15 protein-coding genes are annotated in these 17,596 nt (G+C 59.9%); 3 read left to right on the top strand and 12 right to left on the bottom strand.

What is annotated here, in order from left to right; all coding sequences use genetic code 11:
* Window position 1 precedes the first annotated feature (1 nt).
* The 5 genes from AA309_RS20730 to AA309_RS20750 all read right to left on the bottom strand — a co-directional run bounded on the left by AA309_RS20730 (window position 2) and on the right by AA309_RS20750 (window position 5,182).
* Window positions 2-919 carry a dihydrodipicolinate synthase family protein gene (locus tag AA309_RS20730; protein ID WP_047190924.1) on the bottom strand — a complete coding sequence of 306 codons (918 nt, stop codon included), beginning with the start codon at window positions 917-919 and terminating at the stop codon, window positions 2-4.
* A gap of 18 nt (window positions 920-937) precedes the next feature.
* Complete coding sequence (locus AA309_RS20735) at window positions 938-1,825, bottom strand: ABC transporter permease (RefSeq protein ID WP_047190925.1); 888 nt, start codon at window positions 1,823-1,825, stop codon at window positions 938-940.
* Between the two features lie 2 nt (window positions 1,826-1,827).
* On the bottom strand, window positions 1,828-2,787 hold the full coding sequence (locus tag AA309_RS20740; protein WP_047190998.1) for an ABC transporter permease: 960 nt from the start codon (window positions 2,785-2,787) through the stop codon (window positions 1,828-1,830).
* A 76-nt stretch (window positions 2,788-2,863) separates the two neighbouring features.
* A complete protein-coding gene (locus tag AA309_RS20745; protein ID WP_047190926.1) occupies window positions 2,864-4,447 on the bottom strand; it encodes an ABC transporter substrate-binding protein in 1,584 nt (527 codons plus the stop codon).
* Between the two features lie 12 nt (window positions 4,448-4,459).
* Window positions 4,460-5,182 carry a FadR/GntR family transcriptional regulator gene (locus tag AA309_RS20750; RefSeq protein ID WP_425286895.1) on the bottom strand — a complete coding sequence of 241 codons (723 nt, stop codon included), beginning with the start codon at window positions 5,180-5,182 and terminating at the stop codon, window positions 4,460-4,462.
* 116 nt (window positions 5,183-5,298) lie between these two features.
* Between AA309_RS20750 and AA309_RS20755 the strand changes: the two genes are divergently transcribed.
* Genes AA309_RS20755 through AA309_RS20765 form a run of 3 tightly spaced genes read left to right on the top strand, consistent with a single transcriptional unit; the run spans window position 5,299 to window position 8,882 of the window.
* Window positions 5,299-6,270, top strand: coding sequence for a Gfo/Idh/MocA family protein (locus AA309_RS20755; protein WP_047190927.1), 972 nt, complete (start codon window positions 5,299-5,301; stop codon window positions 6,268-6,270).
* On the top strand, window positions 6,267-7,268 hold the full coding sequence (locus tag AA309_RS20760; RefSeq protein ID WP_047190928.1) for a Gfo/Idh/MocA family protein: 1,002 nt from the start codon (window positions 6,267-6,269) through the stop codon (window positions 7,266-7,268). The genes AA309_RS20755 and AA309_RS20760 overlap by 4 nt, the downstream gene beginning before the upstream one ends.
* A gap of 42 nt (window positions 7,269-7,310) precedes the next feature.
* Complete coding sequence (locus AA309_RS20765) at window positions 7,311-8,882, top strand: putative N-acetylmannosamine-6-phosphate 2-epimerase (RefSeq protein WP_047190929.1); 1,572 nt, start codon at window positions 7,311-7,313, stop codon at window positions 8,880-8,882.
* Between the two features lie 485 nt (window positions 8,883-9,367).
* Here AA309_RS20765 and AA309_RS20770 read toward each other — a convergent pair whose 3' ends face one another.
* From AA309_RS20770 to AA309_RS20800, 7 genes are read right to left on the bottom strand one after another with little or no spacing between them, the layout of a single operon-like run.
* A complete protein-coding gene (locus tag AA309_RS20770; RefSeq protein ID WP_047190930.1) occupies window positions 9,368-11,179 on the bottom strand; it encodes an ABC transporter ATP-binding protein in 1,812 nt (603 codons plus the stop codon).
* A 3-nt stretch (window positions 11,180-11,182) separates the two neighbouring features.
* On the bottom strand, window positions 11,183-12,118 hold the full coding sequence (locus AA309_RS20775) for an ABC transporter permease (protein ID WP_047190931.1): 936 nt from the start codon (window positions 12,116-12,118) through the stop codon (window positions 11,183-11,185).
* Entirely contained in the window at window positions 12,115-13,092 is a 978-nt protein-coding gene (locus AA309_RS20780) for an ABC transporter permease (protein ID WP_047190932.1), read from the bottom strand. The genes AA309_RS20775 and AA309_RS20780 overlap by 4 nt, the downstream gene beginning before the upstream one ends.
* Window positions 13,093-13,094: 2 nt before the next feature.
* Entirely contained in the window at window positions 13,095-14,069 is a 975-nt protein-coding gene (locus AA309_RS20785) for a nucleoside hydrolase (RefSeq protein WP_047190933.1), read from the bottom strand.
* A complete protein-coding gene (locus AA309_RS20790; RefSeq protein WP_047190934.1) occupies window positions 14,066-15,025 on the bottom strand; it encodes a nucleoside hydrolase in 960 nt (319 codons plus the stop codon). Before AA309_RS20790 ends, AA309_RS20785 begins: the two co-directional genes overlap by 4 nt.
* 41 nt (window positions 15,026-15,066) lie before the next feature.
* On the bottom strand, window positions 15,067-15,948 hold the full coding sequence (locus AA309_RS20795; protein WP_047190935.1) for a dihydrodipicolinate synthase family protein: 882 nt from the start codon (window positions 15,946-15,948) through the stop codon (window positions 15,067-15,069).
* A gap of 38 nt (window positions 15,949-15,986) precedes the next feature.
* Complete coding sequence (locus tag AA309_RS20800; protein ID WP_047190936.1) at window positions 15,987-17,537, bottom strand: ABC transporter substrate-binding protein; 1,551 nt, start codon at window positions 17,535-17,537, stop codon at window positions 15,987-15,989.
* Window positions 17,538-17,596 lie beyond the last annotated feature (59 nt).

A 17,596-nucleotide genomic window follows, 5' to 3' on the forward strand; every position in this document is an offset into this window, starting at 1 on the left:
GTCAGTTCAAAAGTCCAACGGCGCGGATGATTTCTTCAATTCTCACGGTCTCCTCGGCATTGAGCGCACGCTGCGGTCGGGCCATCGTGTTGGTCGCGATGACACCGAGGCGGCGCATCGCGGTCTTGAAGGCGCCTACCCCTGCCGAACCGGCACTGGTGCGGGGCAGGGAAACCCAGACCATTTCGAACAGCCGACAGAGACGTTCCTGCTCCCGGCGCGCTGCGCTCCAGTCACCTGCCTGAGCATGATTCCACAGGCGCACATAGCCATGGGGGTCCACATTGGCCAGCCCCGGAACGACACCATGCGCACCCATCTGAAGGGCGCTATCGACGACGATTTCGGAACCGGTCATGAGAAAGACGTCGGGCTTGTCGGCAAGGTCGAGCAGGCAATAGCGGAAGTTGCCGTCATCACCGCTCGAGTCCTTAAGCCCGGCGATGGTGCCTTCCCGAGCCAGCGCAACCGTTGTCTTCCGCTCGAGTTTAGCATGAACGCAGACGGGAATATCATAGGCAATCACCGGGATGTCGAGCGCCTCGCGTACGTAACGGAAATGATCCATGATCTCCGGCTGGCTGGTTCGGGTATAGAAGGGAGCGGTTACGACAACCGCATCGACGCCGATCGACTGCGCCGCTTTTGCATGCCCGATGACCCGGTCGGTCGTAGGGTCGATGACGCCGGCCAGGATCGGCAGGCGTCCATTCACAACCTTGACCGTGTGCTCGAGAATATTGCGCCGCGTGACTTCGTCGTGGAAGATCACTTCGCTCGTCGAACCGAGTACGAAGAGGCCATGCACGCCGCCTGCGATCAGGTGCTCGAGGACCTGGGTATAGGATTGATAATCGACCTCGAAACTCTCGGTGAGAGGAGTCACGACGGGCGGAACGACACCATGGAGGTTGGTCATAGCGAGCCTTCTGTTGAGTTATTGAAGATCGGAGCGAGGGTCGAATGCGTCACGCAAGCCATCGCCGACGAAATTGATTGCAAGCACGGTGATCACGAGAGCCGCACCCGGGAACATCCACTGCCAGGCATATTGCTCGATCACGATCGTTGATCGCGCCGCGTTGAGCATGTTGCCCCAGCTTGCTTCCGGCGGAGGGATGCCGAGCCCGAGGAAGGACAGGCCCGCCTCCAGCAGAATGGCGTTGGCGACCTGAAGAGTTGCGTAGACCACCAGAATATCGATGCAGTTCGGCAGGCCATGGCGGAAGAGCAGATGGGCCATGCCCGCTCCCATGCCGCGGGCGGCGATCACGAAGTCCCGCTCGCGCAGTTCAAGCAGGCGAGCACGCACCATGCGCGACAGAACGGGCCACGACAGGAGCGAAATGACGAGGATCGTCGGCAGAATGCCCGTGCCCGCGATCGAGGCGAGAACAAGCAGGAAGATCACTGGCGGCAGTGTCATGGCAAGATCGACAAGGCGCATGACGGTGCCGTCGACAATACGGCCGCCAAAGGATGACACGGCACCGACGAGAAAGCCTATGGCCATCGAAATCGCGACCGAGATGACCGCCACAAGAAGCGAAATGCGTCCGCCCTGCATCAGCCGCGCGAGGATGTCGCGCCCGACGCCGTCCGTGCCGAACCAGTGGCTTGCGCCAGGTCCCTTATTGAGGGCCCGCAAGTCAATTTGATTGGGGGAATAAGTCCACCAGAGCGGGTAGGTTAGGACCGCCAGAAGGATGATGAGAAGGATAACGAGCCCCGTCACGGCCACGTGGTTCATGACGAACCGGCTCAGAGCTCGCAGGATCGGCCCTTTGTGGGAGGCCGCGGATGCAGTGGTGGCGGAAGCACTCATCGTCAGGCCACCTGGATGCGTGGATCGATTGCTGCATAAGCGATGTCGGTCAGGAGATTGACCACGATGACGCAGGCTCCGATGATCAAGGTCGCCCCCATGATAACCGGGTAGTCACGGGTATCGACGGCATTGATCAGGAGCAGGCCCATGCCGGGCCAGTTGAAGACGCTTTCGATGAAGATGGCGCCGCCCACCGCAATGCCGATGGTCGACCCGATGAGAGTCACGACCGGGAGAAGGGCATTGCGCACGGCGTGCTTCATGATGACCCAGAACTCCTTGACGCCCTTGGCGCGCGCGGTGCGCACGTAGTCCTGGTTCAGAACCTCGAGCAGCGACGCGCGCATGTACCGCATGATCAGCGCCGCGTGGCCGATCGACAGAAGGCAGGCGGGCAGGACGAGATGGGCAAGGAGATCGCCGATGGAAAATGGAGCACCGGGGGTCAGCATGCCCCCGGAAGGTGACCAGCGGAGAACCACGGAGAACAGGTAAAGCCCAAGGATAGCGGTCAGAAAGGCTGGGCTCGAAATGCCGAAAAAGGCAGCGATGGAAAATCCGATATCGGTCGCGGAATTCCGCTGCACTGCGGTGACTATGCCAGCCGCGATGCCGACCACGATTGCAATCGCAAGCCCGGCCACCATCAGCAAGACGGTCGGTCCGATGCGCTCGAGCACGAGAGGCAGGACTTTCACGCCGTTGCGCTGGATCGAGAAGCCGAGATCGCCGCTGGCGGCGGCCCGAAGCCACGCCAGATACTGGATCGGGAGGGGCTGGTCGAGGCCCAGACGCGCACGCAGCGCGTCCATCTCGGCCTGGGACATGGCAACGTTGGGATTGATATAGGCGCTAATCGGGTCGCCGGGGGCCAGACGTAGCAGTATGAAGACGAGCATGCTCAAGGCGACGAGCATCAGCAGGCCGGTGGCAAGGCGTCGAGTGATGTATGTCAGCATGGGCATGCTCACTTGAATAAGAAGGCAGCCGAAGCTGGCCGGGCCACCTTCTCAAGGATGTGTCAGCAGGGTCCGCTTACTTGTCGATCGACCATTTCTCCGGATGGGCGTTGTAAGGTCCGCCAGCCGGAGCAGGCATCCAGACAAAATCCTTCAGCTTCGTTGAGGCGACGCCATAACGATTGGCGACCCACATCGTGGCCCAGGGGAGATTGGCGTTCATCGCCTTGCAGACCTCCTGGTAGCGAGTGGTGAGCTGCTGTGGATTGGTCTCGGCAAGTGCAGCATCCAGCGCTTTAGTCAGCTCGGGCATGTCGATGCGCAGGAAGTTCGCTCCTGCGGGAGGCTTCTGCGCCGCATTCAGGCCGATGTTGAGACCCGACGGATCGGGCCCGTTCTGAAGCCCGGCGTAAACCAGCGGGAACTGATTAAAATCCGGATTCGCAGCGTAGATGATGCCGTTGTAGGTCGGTGTGTCGACTGCCCGTGGAACCACGTTGATGCCAACTTGCGCGAGCATGGCTTGCACGGCGGCCATGACATTGGCGGCCTGCGGCGTGTTGTAATAGGTTAGCCAGGTAATCGGCTTAGTGCCATTGATCTTTTCCCAGCCGGCATCGGCCAGCAGAGCCTTGGCCTTGGCCGGATCGTACTTGTATGGATCGAGCCCTTCTGGAACGAGATGCTTGGCGACGTAGCCGCAATTGGCCACGGTGGCAGCGCCGCTATAGAGGCTATCGATGATCGCCTGGCGGTCGATGGCATGCATCACTGCTTGGCGAACGCGGATATCCTTCCAGAGCGGAACCTGCTGGTTGAAGCCCAGGTAATTGACGACGAAGGACTGGCCCTCGATCAACCGGAAGGCGTTGTTGTTCTTGAAAGTCGGGACGTCATCGGACTCGACGTAGGTGAACTGGATCTCGCCGGCGCGCAGGGCGGCGACAGCGGCGGCAGTGTTCTTGAAGTAGCGGTTGATCAGTCGGTCGGACTTTGGGCGGCCGAAGCGATAATCCTCATCGGCAACCAGCTCGACATATTGGTCGGTCACGTATTGCTTGAACTTGAACGGGCCGGTGCCAATGGGATTCGTCGCCCACCAGGTGCTGGTCGCGAGCTCCTTCGGCGTGAAGCCCGAAAGAGCATGCTCGGGCAGTATCATGAGCTTGGTCAGGGTCGCGAGGAGGCCGGCATCGGGGCGTGAGAGCTTGATGACTGCGGTGCGCTCGTCGGGCATTTCGACTGACGAGATGGCATTGAGGCGGGCCGCGAATACCGTTCCGGTTTCTCCGTTCTTGGCGAGGTCGACGGTGAACTTCACATCCTTGGAGGTGAACGGCTTGCCGTCGTGCCAAGTCTCTTTGGCAAGCTTGAACGTGTACTCGGTCTTGTCCGGGTTGATGGAATACTCTGTCGCCAGCGCCCCTTCGATCGCCGTCAGATCGGCATTGTAGTTTACCAATGGCTCGAAATAGACATTGAGCCAGGTAAAGCCGCCCGTTGCTGCGAGCGGATTGAAGTTGCCTTGGAAGCCGCCCGGACCAACGTCGAAGCCGCCCGTGATCGTCTTCTGCTCCTGGGCTGTCGCTGGCGATGTCAGGGCAGTCGCCCCGAGGAGCGCCGCAGCGGCGAAGGCCCGTCTTAATGCTCTCAGTTGCATCGTTTCCTCCCGTTAGGCGGAGATCGACCGCCTGTTCTTGTCGATGACCTGAAGAATCCCCTCGTAATGTTCAGCGAGCCTCTTGCGGGCTCTTTCCACGTCGCGCGCCGCAACGGCCTCGACGATTTCGTGGTGATCCCGCCACGTTGAGAGCGGATCGGAGTTGGCGAGATTGGCGAAGTTGGAGGCCTTGTAGAATGCACGCCAGAAGATCTCGATGAGTCCGGTCAGCATCCGGTTGTTCTGGCAGCGGAACAGCAACCGGTGAAACTGCTCGTCCTCCTCGGCAAAGCTTTCATTACGCTCGGCGCGCTGGCGCATCCGCTCCGTAACTTCGCGCAGAGCTGCGAGATCCTCCTCGCCGACCATCTCGACGGTCTTGTGAATGAGGCCTACCTCGAGGACGCGGCGCAATTCGCGAAGCTCCTCGACATCCCGCAAGCTATCGCCGAGACCGTAGGCGAGATTATCGAGCAGCGGCTGGAAGGAAAATTCCTTCACGAACACGCCGATACCTCGCCGGGTCTCAAGAATCCCGATGGATTCGAGGGCCTTGATGGCCTCCCGAACCGAATTCCGGCTGACGCCGAGCTGCTGGGCGAGAAAGGACTCAGGAGGCAGAGGATCGCCGGCCTTGAGCTTATTTTCTTCGATGTAGCTGCGCAGGCTCTCCTGCACGGTCACATGCAGCAAGGGGGGCCTGCTCACGGGCTTTATGGCTTTCATCCGGGACATCGGTTGCTCCTGCTCACCGCGACATGAACCATATTCGTAGCGGACGAGCTGCCAAGTGCCTTGTAGCATATCAGCTTGTAGGATATCCTGCAAGCGATGTAGGTGAGGCATGGCTTATGCGGGTAGCTTTACTGGGCGTCAGCCACTGGCACGCACGAATGCACTTGGACGCGATCCGGTTTTCCGGCGGCGAGGTCATCGCGACCTGGGATCGGAACGCCGATATCGGGGCGACCTTTGCCGCGCTCCATGGACTTTCTGCCTGTCAGAGCTTGGGACAAGCCCTCGCCGCGAGGCCCGACCTCGTGGTCCTGATGGGCTCCCCTCCAAACGTGCTGGAGATTGCCTTAGAGGTCATGGCCGCCGATGTGCCCATGATCCTTGAGAAACCGGCATCCAGCATGACCCATAGTTTGGCACTGATCGTGGAGGAGACCCTTAGGCGCGGCAGCTTTGTCGGCGTGCCTCTGCCAAACCGCTTCAGCCCGATCTTTCGGGAAATAGCCGGACTTGAGGGCCAAGGTCGCCTTGGAAAGCTCGCGCATGGTCATTTTCGGATCGTCAATGGTCCGCCACAACGCTACCGCGACGACGGCGTCGGCTGGATGCTCGACCCTGCCATTAGCGGTGGCGGGGCGCTGCGCAATCTCGGCATTCACGGCATCGACGCGGCCCGCGCTCTTGCGCAGGGAGCATTGCGCGTTGTCTCGGCCTTGATCGGGAACCGCATCCATCGCGAGCGTGTCGAGGATCATGCCCATGTCGCGCTCCTGGATGAGGCCGGAACGCTTTTCACAATCGAGGCTGGCTACACTTACGCATCGATGGCGCCCGGCGGGGATTTCGAGTGGCGGCTCGCCACCAGCAATGCCTACCTCATCGATCGGGGAGAAACGGCTCAATGCGCGACCCTGGACGACGGGAGCGTGCGCGCGCTGCCGCCTGAGCCCACCAGCACGCGTTACAGGCTGTTCATGGCCGATACCTTCAACAGGATGCGCACCGGTGCAGCACCGGCGGTCGGGATCCAGGATTACCATTCGGCCATGCAGCTCATCGACATGGCCTATGAAAAGGCAAATTCATGATCGGAGTAGGCATTATCGGGGCAGGTCATTTTGGTGCCGTTCACGCCCGTGCCATGGCGAGGGTGAAAGAGGTCCGGCTCGTCGCCTCCTGCCGGGAAGACAGAGCCGCTGCAGCCGCCTTCGCGGCTGAACATGGCGGTAAGAGCTATTCCGACTGGCGCGCTCTGCTCGAAGATCCGGAGATCGATGCCGTTCTGATCGCGACGCCACACCATCGTCACGAGGAGATCGCCATTGGTGCCGCACAAGCGGGCAAGCACATCCTGCTCGAGAAGCCAATGGCGCCTAGCGTGGCCGCCTGCGACAGGATCCAGGCAGCCGCCGACGCGAACAACATCAAGCTCATGATCGGACATATCATGCATTTCGCCCTACCCTGTCTCAGAGCCAAGGAGATTGTCGAGTCGGGCACACTTGGTGCGCCGATCCTAGGGTCAAGCTGGATGATCAAGCTCTGGATGGAGGACAACCGCCGCTCCTGGCATCTCAACCGGGCTTCAGGCGGCGGCATGCTGTTGACTGCGGGTATCCACGCGCTCGATCGCTTGATATGGCTCATGGGACAGCCCGTGACCGGGGTGACCGCAATGACTGGCACCTATTTCCACGATCAGGAGGCTGACGACTCGGCGCTGATCGGACTGCGCTTCGCCAATGACCGAATCGGTCAAGTCGCCAGCATTGGCTACCGCGATGGTGCGGTATCGTTTGCCATGGACCTTGTGTGCGAAAAGGGCATCATCCGGATCGATTTCGATCACGGCGTCTCTCTGGGCCAGGGGGCTGTCTGGAATCCGATTCCGGACTCGATCGAGACAGACTGGATGGACAAGGCCGTTGCACGCGAATGGCAGGCAATGGCCGCCAGCATCATGAACGATGCGCCCTCCCCCGTCAGCGGGACCTATGGACGCCATGTCATCGCGTGCATCGAGGCTGCCTATCAGGCCAGCGCCGAGCGACGTGAAGTCCAACTGCCCAGTGCGAGCTTCGAATAGAGTGTCGTCCGACAGCGCCAGAATTGATGATCGGGACCTATCATGACATCGCATCTTGCGGCTCCGCGAGCCGCATTCATCGACGCAATACGAGGCGGTCTCATCGTATCCTGCCAACCAGTGCCGGGTGGGCCGTTTGATGATCCCGACTCCGTCGTGCGCTTCGCGCTGGCGACACAGAACGCTGGTGCCAAGGCCTTGCGCATAGAAGGCGTTTCGAACGTCGCCGCGGTCGCCGCTGCCTGTTCGATTCCGATCATCGGCCTCGTGAAGCGTGACCTGGCCGATACGCCAGTCCGGATCACCCCTTGGATCGAGGATGTCAAAGCGCTGGCCGAGGCGGGCGCCACAATCATTGCCTTTGACGCTACAGATCGAACACGGCCCGTACCAGTCGAGGATCTAATCAAAGCGGTGCATGCCCAAGGCCGTCGTGCAATGGCCGACATCGCGACGATTGCCGAAGCCAGGAGTGCAGCCGGGCTTGGCGTCGACATTATAGGCACGACGATGTCGGGCTATACCGGCATGGAGCCGCCACCCCGAGCGCCCGATATGGATCTGGTGGTCCAGGCCCGTGATCTCGGCAAGCCTGTCATCGCGGAAGGCCGCTACAACGAGCCACGCCTCGCGGCGGCCGCCATTCGAGCCGGCGCCACGGCCGTCGTCGTTGGTTCCGCGATCACACGACCGGAGCACATCACACGCTGGTTTGTGGATGCGATGGCAGCCGAAACCGCGATCGCTCAACCTGTCCTCGCGATCGATATCGGCGGCAGCAAGACAGCCGTCGCGCTAGTCCGGGGGAATGGCGTCGTCGCGCGAAGACAGGTCCCGACAAGACCGGCCGATGGCGTGGAGGTGTGGCTGCAATCGATCGCCGACATGGCGCAGGACTGGCGCGGGCAATATGACGGTGTTGCAGCTGCCGTCACCGGGCTCGTGCGCGAAGGGCGGTGGTTTGCCGTCAATCCGGCAACACTGCCTGTTCCGGCACGCTTCGATTTGGCGTCGCGACTGAAGGGGCTCTTTTCGGGACCTGTCGTGGCGGTCAACGACGCCCAGGCAGCCGCATGGGGTGAATATCGCTTTGGTGCCGGCCAGGGGCGTAATCTTCTTTTCCTCACCATTTCAAGCGGAATCGGCGGGGGTATCGTAAGCGGCGGACAGCTCCTGCACGGATCAAGCGGCCTTGCTGGACATGTCGGTCAGATGCCCATGCCGACGTCCGGGATGCAATATCACTCCTTAGAAGAGGTGGCTTCCGGTTTCGCCATTGCCGCCGCAGCCCGTAAAGCCGGACATGAGGCGGATGCCAGAGCCGTTTTCGCTGCCGCTGCAGCAGGCGAGAGTTGGGCCGAGTGCATCATTAACGGCTCGGTCAACCATCTCGCCGCATATCTGTCAGGATTGCAGGCCGTCATCGATCCGCAGGTCATCGTGATTGGTGGTGGTGTGGGCCTCGCGCCGGGCTATCTTTCCCGCCTCGAGAAAGCTCTATCGCACTTCCCTGCGCTTCTCCGGCCCTCCCTGAAGCCGGCGCTCCTTGGTCCAAATGCCGGCCTCCTGGGGGCAGCAGACCTTTTGAATCGGCAGATGATGATGGCAAGATAACACCCAGCGGGCATCGTCAAGTTGTTGGAGGGTGACGCCCGCCGCAGCACACCTGCTATGTCCCCCGGTCTGTTTCCGCTTGGAGAGGAATGATCCGAGTCGAGCGCAAGAGTTCATCATCAATCTGTTCTGCATGAGCATCTGCATTGGCCCAACGCGGCCGCAATCACGTTGCGCTCACACGGTCGATCATGATCGACGCGCAACCAGCCGCTAATGTTGATGCCCGAACACGGGAAATGCCAATTCCAACCAATGTGAGATTATGCATCGCGACATCGCGCAAAGCGTCGGCCGCCCCAGCACCGGCCATCGCCACCTGGGTACCATCACGCGCTGCGGCCACGGTTTGATTTGCCCCTAGCCATCCGCCTCCTGCGGAGCCCGTGCGCGAGCAGAGTCTGGCCAGAATGAGGGATCGCCGACATGTCAAAGACGAAGTCTACGTCCAGCGAGCCGAAAACCGCAATCATGGAAGGCCACCCCTACGGATCGCTGACCTGAACGAAATGGTCCGGCGAAACCTCACGGTAGGTTCGCTTTGGAGCGACATAATCCGGAGGCCTAACCGGGCTCCTGATTTCATCGTTTGATATACGACGCAGATGGCGTCGCACAGGATCTGCAATCGGAACTGCAGCCATCAGCCGCTTCGTGTAGGGATGCTGCGGATTCTCAAACAGTGAGGCGCGGGGGCCAATCTCAACAATCTCGCCGAGGTACATCACGGCAACGCGATGGCTGATCCGCTCGACGACCGCCATGTCATGCGAGATGAAGAGATAGGCGAGCCCAAGCTTCTCCTGTAGGTCGAGCATCAGGTTAATGACCTGAGCCTTGACAGAGACATCGAGCGCGGAAACAGATTCATCTGCGACAATCAGTTTTGGTTCAAGCGCAAGCGCACGCGCAATGCAGATTCGTTGGCGCTGTCCACCTGAAAACTCATGCGGAAAACGATCGGCCATCGCGGCCGAGAGGCCGACGCGTTCGAGCAGGTCAGCGACACGCTCGCTCGCCTCCTTCTGAGTCGCCAATCCGTGCGTAAGTATAGGCTCGGCGATTGCAGAACCGACACGAACGCGTGGATTGAGACTATCGAACGGATCCTGGAAAATCATCTGAGCATTGCGGCGTATGGCGACGAGATCCGACTTGCGCGCGCGACGCACATCCTTTCCGGCGATCTCGATTTTGCCCTCCTTCGCTTCGGTGAGACGAATGATCGATCGTCCCGTGGTTGATTTGCCACAGCCGGATTCACCAACAAGTGACAGCGTCTCACCCTCGCGCACGCTGAAGGATACGTTCTCGACCGCGTGGACGCGCCCTGAGACGCGGCCGAAAAGGCCCGATTTCAGATTAAATCGCGTCACCAGGTTCTCAACCTTGAGGATTGGGTAGCGTCCGGTCTTGATTGTATCAGCAGTCTCCTTCAACGGCGCCGCCTCGCCGGTCGCCAGATCGACCAGCGGAAAGCGCATCGGTTTCGACGTTCCGGTCATAGATCCGAGCTGAGGAACGGCCGAAAGGAGCGCACGGGTATAGGGATGTCTGGCGTTTGCAAAGATCTCCTGGGTTGTGCCCGCTTCAACGGCCTCGCCCCGATACATGACGACCGCCCGATCCGAGATTTCGGCAACGACACCCATATCGTGAGTGATGAAGAGAACGGACATGCCCTCCTCCTCCTGCAACGTCTTAATGAGTTCCAGGATTTGCGCCTGAATCGTCACATCGAGCGCAGTGGTTGGCTCGTCCGCAATCAGGAGCTTTGGGCTGCAGGCAAGTGCGACCGCGATGACAACCCGCTGGCGCATACCGCCCGAGAAGCTCATTGGGTATTCGTTAAGACGCGACCTTGCGGATGGAATCCGAACCCTGTCGAGCAGCCGCACGGCTTCCACTTCCGCATCAGCGTGCGACATGCCGCGATGCTGAACCAGCACCTCGGTGATCTGGCGCCCGATCTTCAGCACGGGATTGAGGCTTGTCATCGGCTCCTGGAAGATCATGCCGATGCGGTTCCCACGCACTTTCTGCATCTCGTCGAGTGGCAGGTCGAGCAGGTTTTTCCCGTCGAAGTCCATCCTGCCGGTGACGCGCGAGTTGGCAGGTGACAATAGCCGCATGATCGATAGCGCCGTGACGCTTTTGCCAGAACCGGATTCGCCGACAACAGCGACCGTTTCTTTCGGCGCGATGTCGAAACTGACGTCACGTACGACGTTCATCCATTCGCCACCGACGCGAAACGAAGTATTGAGATTGGAGATTGATAGAACCGGCCTTGGCATGGTTCACCCCTCGCGTCTGGGATTGAGGATGTCGCGCAGCGCATCGCCGATGAGGTTGATGCCAATGATCAGCAGCAGAAGTGCCAGACCTGGGAAGAAACTGATCCAGTAGTCGCCGGACAGCAGATACTCGAAGCCGTTCGAGATCAATAGGCCTAGCGAGGGCTCAGTTACCGGAAGGCCGATGCCGAGGAACGACAGCGTTGCTTCAAGCATAATGGCGTAGGCTACCCGCATCGTCGCCACGACTGTCAGCGGCGGTAGACAGTTCGGCAGGATATGCCGGAACACGATGCGGCGATCGGGCAGCGCCATACTCCGGGCCGCGTCGACGTAAGCGCGTCGGCGCTCAACGAGCGCCGAGCCACGAATGGTGCGGGCATAGTACGCCCATTGGGTGACAACGAGGGCTAGAATGATCTTGTCGATACCTTGACCGAAGATTGCGAGAAAGATCAGCGCGATCAGGATTGCCGGAAAGCTGAGTTGAATATCGACGATGCGCATCAGAAAAGAGTCGGTGCGGCCGCCAGCATAGGCGCTGATCAGGCCGATCGAGGCGCCGATGACAAGAGCGATTGCCGCGCTCGAGATTCCAACGATGACGCTGGTACGCAGACCGTAAAGGATGGCGCTGAATAGATCGCGCCCCTGATCGTCAGTACCTATCAGATAGACGGCACCGGTCATGCTTCTCGAGCCCGGAGGCAGGCGATTGTCCATAATGTCTAGTTGTGTCAGGTCATAGGGGTTCTGCGGCGCGATCATTGGCGCAAGGACCGCGGCCAGAAGCAGAATGGCGATGATAATCAGACCGGTCAGTGCGAGTTTATCGTGCAGCAGCGCAAAGATCGTTTCGCGGAAAGGCGAGCGAGCGGCCGGTTTATTGCCTGTGGTACGGTTGTGGACCGAATTGTCGGTCTGAATGTCGGTGCTCATTGGGGTTTGCCTTCGAGACGGACACGGGGGTCAGCGATTGAGTAGAGAATGTCGACCAGAAGGTTGATGAGGCTGAACATCACGACCGTGATCATCAGATATGCCAAAATGACGGGTCGATCGAGCCTGCCAATTGCATCAATGATGAGCTTGCCCATGCCAGGCCAAGCGAAGATCGTCTCAGTCACGACGGCAAAGGCAATAAGCGAACCGAGCTCGAGGCCGACCACCGTAATCAGCGGGATGAGCGTGTTCTTCAGCACGTGGACGAGCACGATGCGAGTTTCCGGCAAACCTTTCGCGCGCGCAAAACGAACGAAGTCAAGCTGCATGCATTCGATAACACCAGTGCGTGTCAATCGGATCACCAGCGAGATCTTGAACAGCGCGAGATTGATGGCCGGCAGGATGAGGTGCGACAGCCCGTCCCAGGTGAGAAAGCTTACTGGCACACCAAACAGATCGGTCGTCTCGCCTCTGCCAGAGGCAGGAAGCCAACCGAGCTGAACGCTAAAGAGCAGGATCATGACGAGACCGATCCAGAAGGTCGGCAGACTGAAGCCCAAAATCGAGAATGTCATGATCGATTTCGAGATTAGTCCCTTAGGACGGATCCCGGCGTAGACCCCAAGCGGGACGCCGATGACGAGTGCCATCGCCAGCGCGACAAAGGCAAGTTCGAGCGTCGCCGGCATACGGCTCAGGATGAGCGTCAGCGCGGGCTGGTTGAACACAAAGGAGTTCCCAAGATCGCCCGAGAGTGCCTTGACCAGAAACAACCAGTATTGCTCCCAAACCGGCTTATCGAGTCCAAGCGCCTGTATGACCTCGAGGCGTTCAGCCGGCGTTGCGGTTGTGCTTAACAGCACGTCCACCGGATTGCCGACCAAATAGAGGCCGGTGAACACCAGGATCGACATGACGAACAGTGTCAGGACAGTCTGGAGAGATCTGCTGAGAACATAGCTTGCCATTTCTATCCTCCCAACGCCCTAAGGTCGTCATTAGATCTGCTGTAGACATTGAGGCGCTCAAAAAGGAGATCGATGAATCCCTGCTCGTCGACACTGTGCATGATGGTCGATGTCGGGGGGCGGTCGGTCTTTCCATAATAGTCGGCATAGGTATAGCCGGCGGTCCGGCCGGTTACCTGAACGCCGATTGCGGCTTTGCGTCCTTGAAACAGTTCCGGCTTCAGCAGCCATGCGATGGTTGTCGCGTCATGGATAGGACCACCCGGCCTGCCGAAGCGGCCGATATCGCTGCGGTCGAAGGCGAGGAGAAGGTTGGCAAGCGCCCTGCCCGGCGCGCCGGCCGCCGCCTGAATCCCTTCGATGTGTTGCCTTGTGAGGAGTGCCTGGAACGTCGTGTCGAGCGGCATGATGACAAGCGGGACACCCGATCCATAGACAATCTCGGCCGCATGCGGATCGGCATAGATGTTGAACTCGGCCCAGGGCGTGCGGTGTCCGAGCGCGGTGAAGGCTCCCCCCATTGAGACGATCTGCTTGATACCTCGGGCGACATCTGGATGCTGTACCAGCGCCAACGCGATATTGGTCAGCGGACCGATCGCACATATCGTGATTGGATCGCCGACTTCGGCCGCGTTCCGCGTCGTCCGAATAAGAAAGCTTACCGCATGCTCGGCCTCAGGCTTGATGTCGGTCGCCGGCACGAGCTGGTCACTGAAGGCTCCAATATGGGCGTATTTGCCATAGACCTGCTCCCGGATCAGGGGACCGGGCGCTCCGGCATAGATTGGCACGTCAGCGCGATTAGAAAGCGCCATGATCTTGCAGGCATTGGCGACCGTCGCCTCGAGCGGAACGTTGCCGCCGACCACCGAAATGCCCAGGACCTCGAGTTCAGGCGAAGCAAGCGCCAGCAGGATGGCGGCTGCGTCGTCAACGCCGGGATCCGTATCGATGATGATGCGCTGATGGCTCATTGCACATGCTCCTGCGCATAACGTGAAAGCCGGTCGAGGAAGAGGTCAATGACGCCATCGGCGTTAACCTTCACAATGATATCGGCATTCGGCTCCAGCCCCGATTTACCGTACCAATCGGCAATCGTCTGCCCCATGCAGAGCTCACTTTCGTGCTCGACGAAAACGCGGGCCTTCTGCGCTTCGAAAAGCTGCGGCGCAAGAAGATAGGCGATCACGAGCGGATCGTGCAGCGGGCCGCCACGTGAACCGTAGCGCCGAACATCATTACGATCCCAAAAGGCCATCAGTTCTGAGAGCGGCTTGGAGATGCGGCCACTGACTGCTGCAAAACGTGTCACGTGGCTCGGTGTCAGGATCACCTGATGCGTAGCATCGAGTGCCAGCGCCACGATCGGGATGCCGCTTGAAAAGACGATATGGGCGGCATGCGGATCAGCCAGCACGTTGAATTCGGAGGTCATGGTACGGTTGCCGGGTTCGCGGTAGGCTCCGCCCATCATCACTACGCGTTCGATGCCATGGGCGATCGTGGGCTTCATCCGCAGCGCGACGGCTATATTGGTTAGGGGGCCGAGGCAGCATACGGTGATCCTTTGCCCGTTCACGGCTGCGGCCTCAAAGCTCTCGATCATGAAATCGACGGCAGATTTCTCCTCCGCCATTTTGACTGGGTCAGGAAGCACGGTGTTGCCGAGTCCCGTCTTTCCGTGGAACTGGCCGTGGATCGGGTCGCGAAGCAGGGGCCGGAAGCACCCTGCATAGACCGGAACATCGCTGCGCCCGCCCAGCTCGCAAATCTGTAGGGTATTGCGCATTGTTCGTTCAAGCGGCTGGTTCCCACACACCGGAGTGATCCCGAGAACATTGAACTCGGGGGAGACGAATGCGACGAGGAGAGCGATTGTGTCGTCGATACCCGGATCGCAATCGATAATGATCGGGAGAGCCGTCATGGTATCGATCCGTTACTGTCAATTATTGATACAAAAGTTGCTCAGAGTGCGCCGACGCTTTTGAGAACGTCGGCCACTTCCGCGCGGGCTGCTTCGTTCAGCGGTCGCTGCGGCGGCAGCGGGTCACCGACCTTGAAGCCCTGAAGATCGAGAGCTGCCTTGATACAGGCAGCGATCGAATACTTGGCGAAGATCTCGTTGACGCGCCAAAGCGGGCGCTGAAGCTCCATTGCCCTCGCCCAGTCACCGGCCTTTGCCGCTTGATAGAGCGCGAGGCTCTGCTGCGGAACGATGCAGGCCGGACCTGCCATCCAACCAACGCCACCGATCAGCATCACGCAGGCAGGGATATGGGCAGAGGCGGCGAAGACCTCCATCCGCCCCTTGGTGCGCTCGATGATCGACAAAAGGCGCCCGGTGTTGGTTGAGGCATCCTTGATATAGAGGATGTTATCGACTTTGCTCAGGCGTTCGATAACCGGCAGCGTCAGATCGGAGCGCTGGAACTGCGGATTCGTGTAGAGGACGACCGAACGCCCCTTGGCCGCGGTGGCAATCGCGGTGAAATAGGCCTCGACGCCCTCGTCGTTGATCGGGAAGTAGGCTTCCAGAATAGCCAATATGCCATGGACGCCCATTTCCACCAGCCGCTCAGTTTGCGCGACCGCATCGGCGATGGTGGTCGAAGCAACGCCCGCGACAACTGGCACGCGGCCGCGATTGGCCGCGAGCACAGTTTCGACAACTTGATACCGCTGCTCGCGCAACAGGTAGGCGAACTCGCCGGTGCTGCCGAGCGGCGCCAGCCCGTGGACCCCGGCTCCAACGAGATGCTCGACCAGATCCGAGAGCACGCCGGTCAGTACAGTGCCGCATGTGTCGACGGGTGACACGAGGTAGGGAAACACACCGCTGAATGACATTTTGGAGCATTCGATGAGAGAGGCCGGAAATCAGGCGATCACCTAGGCTTCACGTAGTAAGGCAGCGTGTAGCCGTCCGAGCGACCTTCATAGGTGAAATTCTTCTTCATTGCCCACGTGTTGGCGAGGAAGAACACCGGGATCACGCCCAGATCCTTCATGGCGATTTCAGTCGCCGATCGAAGCAATTGCTCGCGCTTGGCGGCATCGAGCGTCGAGCGTGCTTGGATCAGCGTCTTGTCGAATTCCGGGTTAGAGTAGCGGCCACGATTGCCCTGTCCCGCCTTCTCGCTGTAGGTCTCCAGAAGCGGTCCAAGCACACCCGATGGCTCGCCCGTCTCAACAGCGGCGCCGCCCATAATCAAGCTGAATTCGAGTGCCGAAGCTCGGGTGAAGTAGACACTTCCCGGCATCGTCACAACCTCAGTCTTGACGCCGATCCGACTGAACATCTGGCCGATCGCCTGAGCGAGCTTGGCGTCATTCGGATAGCGGTCGTTCGAAGCGTGGAAGGTCAGCGAGAAGCCGTTCGGGTAACCCGCCTTTGTGAGAAGCTCCTTAGCCTTCACGGGATCATATGGATCAATCTTGATGTTTGGATCATGGCCAAAGTAGCCTTCCGGCACGAGCTGTCCGGCCGGCACGCCCTGACCGTCCATGATGCGATCCACAAGCGCCTCGCGGTTGATCGACATCGACAGCGCCCTGCGAACTTCCGGCTTCTGCAGCGGGTTCTTGCCGTCAGGGCCCTTGGCAAAGGGCGACACGTCTCGTCCCTGGTCCATGTGCAGGTACATGATACGATTGCCGGGAACGTTGACCACATGCAGCGTGTCGGATTTCTCAAGACTGCGCGTGTCGGCGGTCGGGATGCTTTCAATCATGTCGACGTCGCCCGAAAGCATCGCCGCGACACGGGCGCTGCTATTCTTGAAGACCCGGAATGTCACTTTGTCCCAAGGGGCCTTCTCGCCCCAATAGCCGTCAAAGCGTTCGAGAACGACATTGTCGTCCGGCGTCCAGGACGCGAATTTGAACGGGCCGGTGCCAATAACGCCCTTGCCGGAATTCAGCTCCTGCGTTGGGGTCTTTTCGAGCTCCGCCGGCATTATGGCAATGCGGCTCAGATTGTTGAGCAGAAGCGGTGTTGGCGCATCGGTCTTTATGCGCACCGTCAGCGGATCGACGGCCGTCACGTCGACGATAGCCTTGACGTAGGCGGCAAAGGAACTCGGACTGTTCTGCGATGCCAGCGGCACGCGCTTGATGCTCGCGATCACGTCATCAGCGTTGAAATCGCTGCCATCATGGAATTTGACGTTCGGCCGCAGCTTGAATTCCCAGGTGGTATCGTCAACGATCGTCCAGGATTCCGCGAGGGCTGGCTGGATCTGCTGCTTTCCATCCTGATTCACCAGCCCGTCGAAGATGTTGCGGGCCATCGCGCTGTTGGGGCCGACCACATAAAACTGCGGGTCCATCGACGTCGTGGAGGCCGCAAGGCCGATTGTCAGATCCGCGCTCCATGCAGCAGCAGGTGCGCCAGCAACCGACGCCACCAAAAGGGCAGCGAGAGTGGAAGTTCTCATGGCTCTGGTAACTCCTTCCGGTGGTTCCTCCGCCAAGTCGTCGGCAGTCTTTTGGCTCC

Origin of the sequence: Microvirga vignae (assembly GCF_001017175.1) — a bacterium.
Taxonomy (GTDB): Bacteria; Pseudomonadota; Alphaproteobacteria; order Rhizobiales; family Beijerinckiaceae; genus Microvirga; species Microvirga vignae.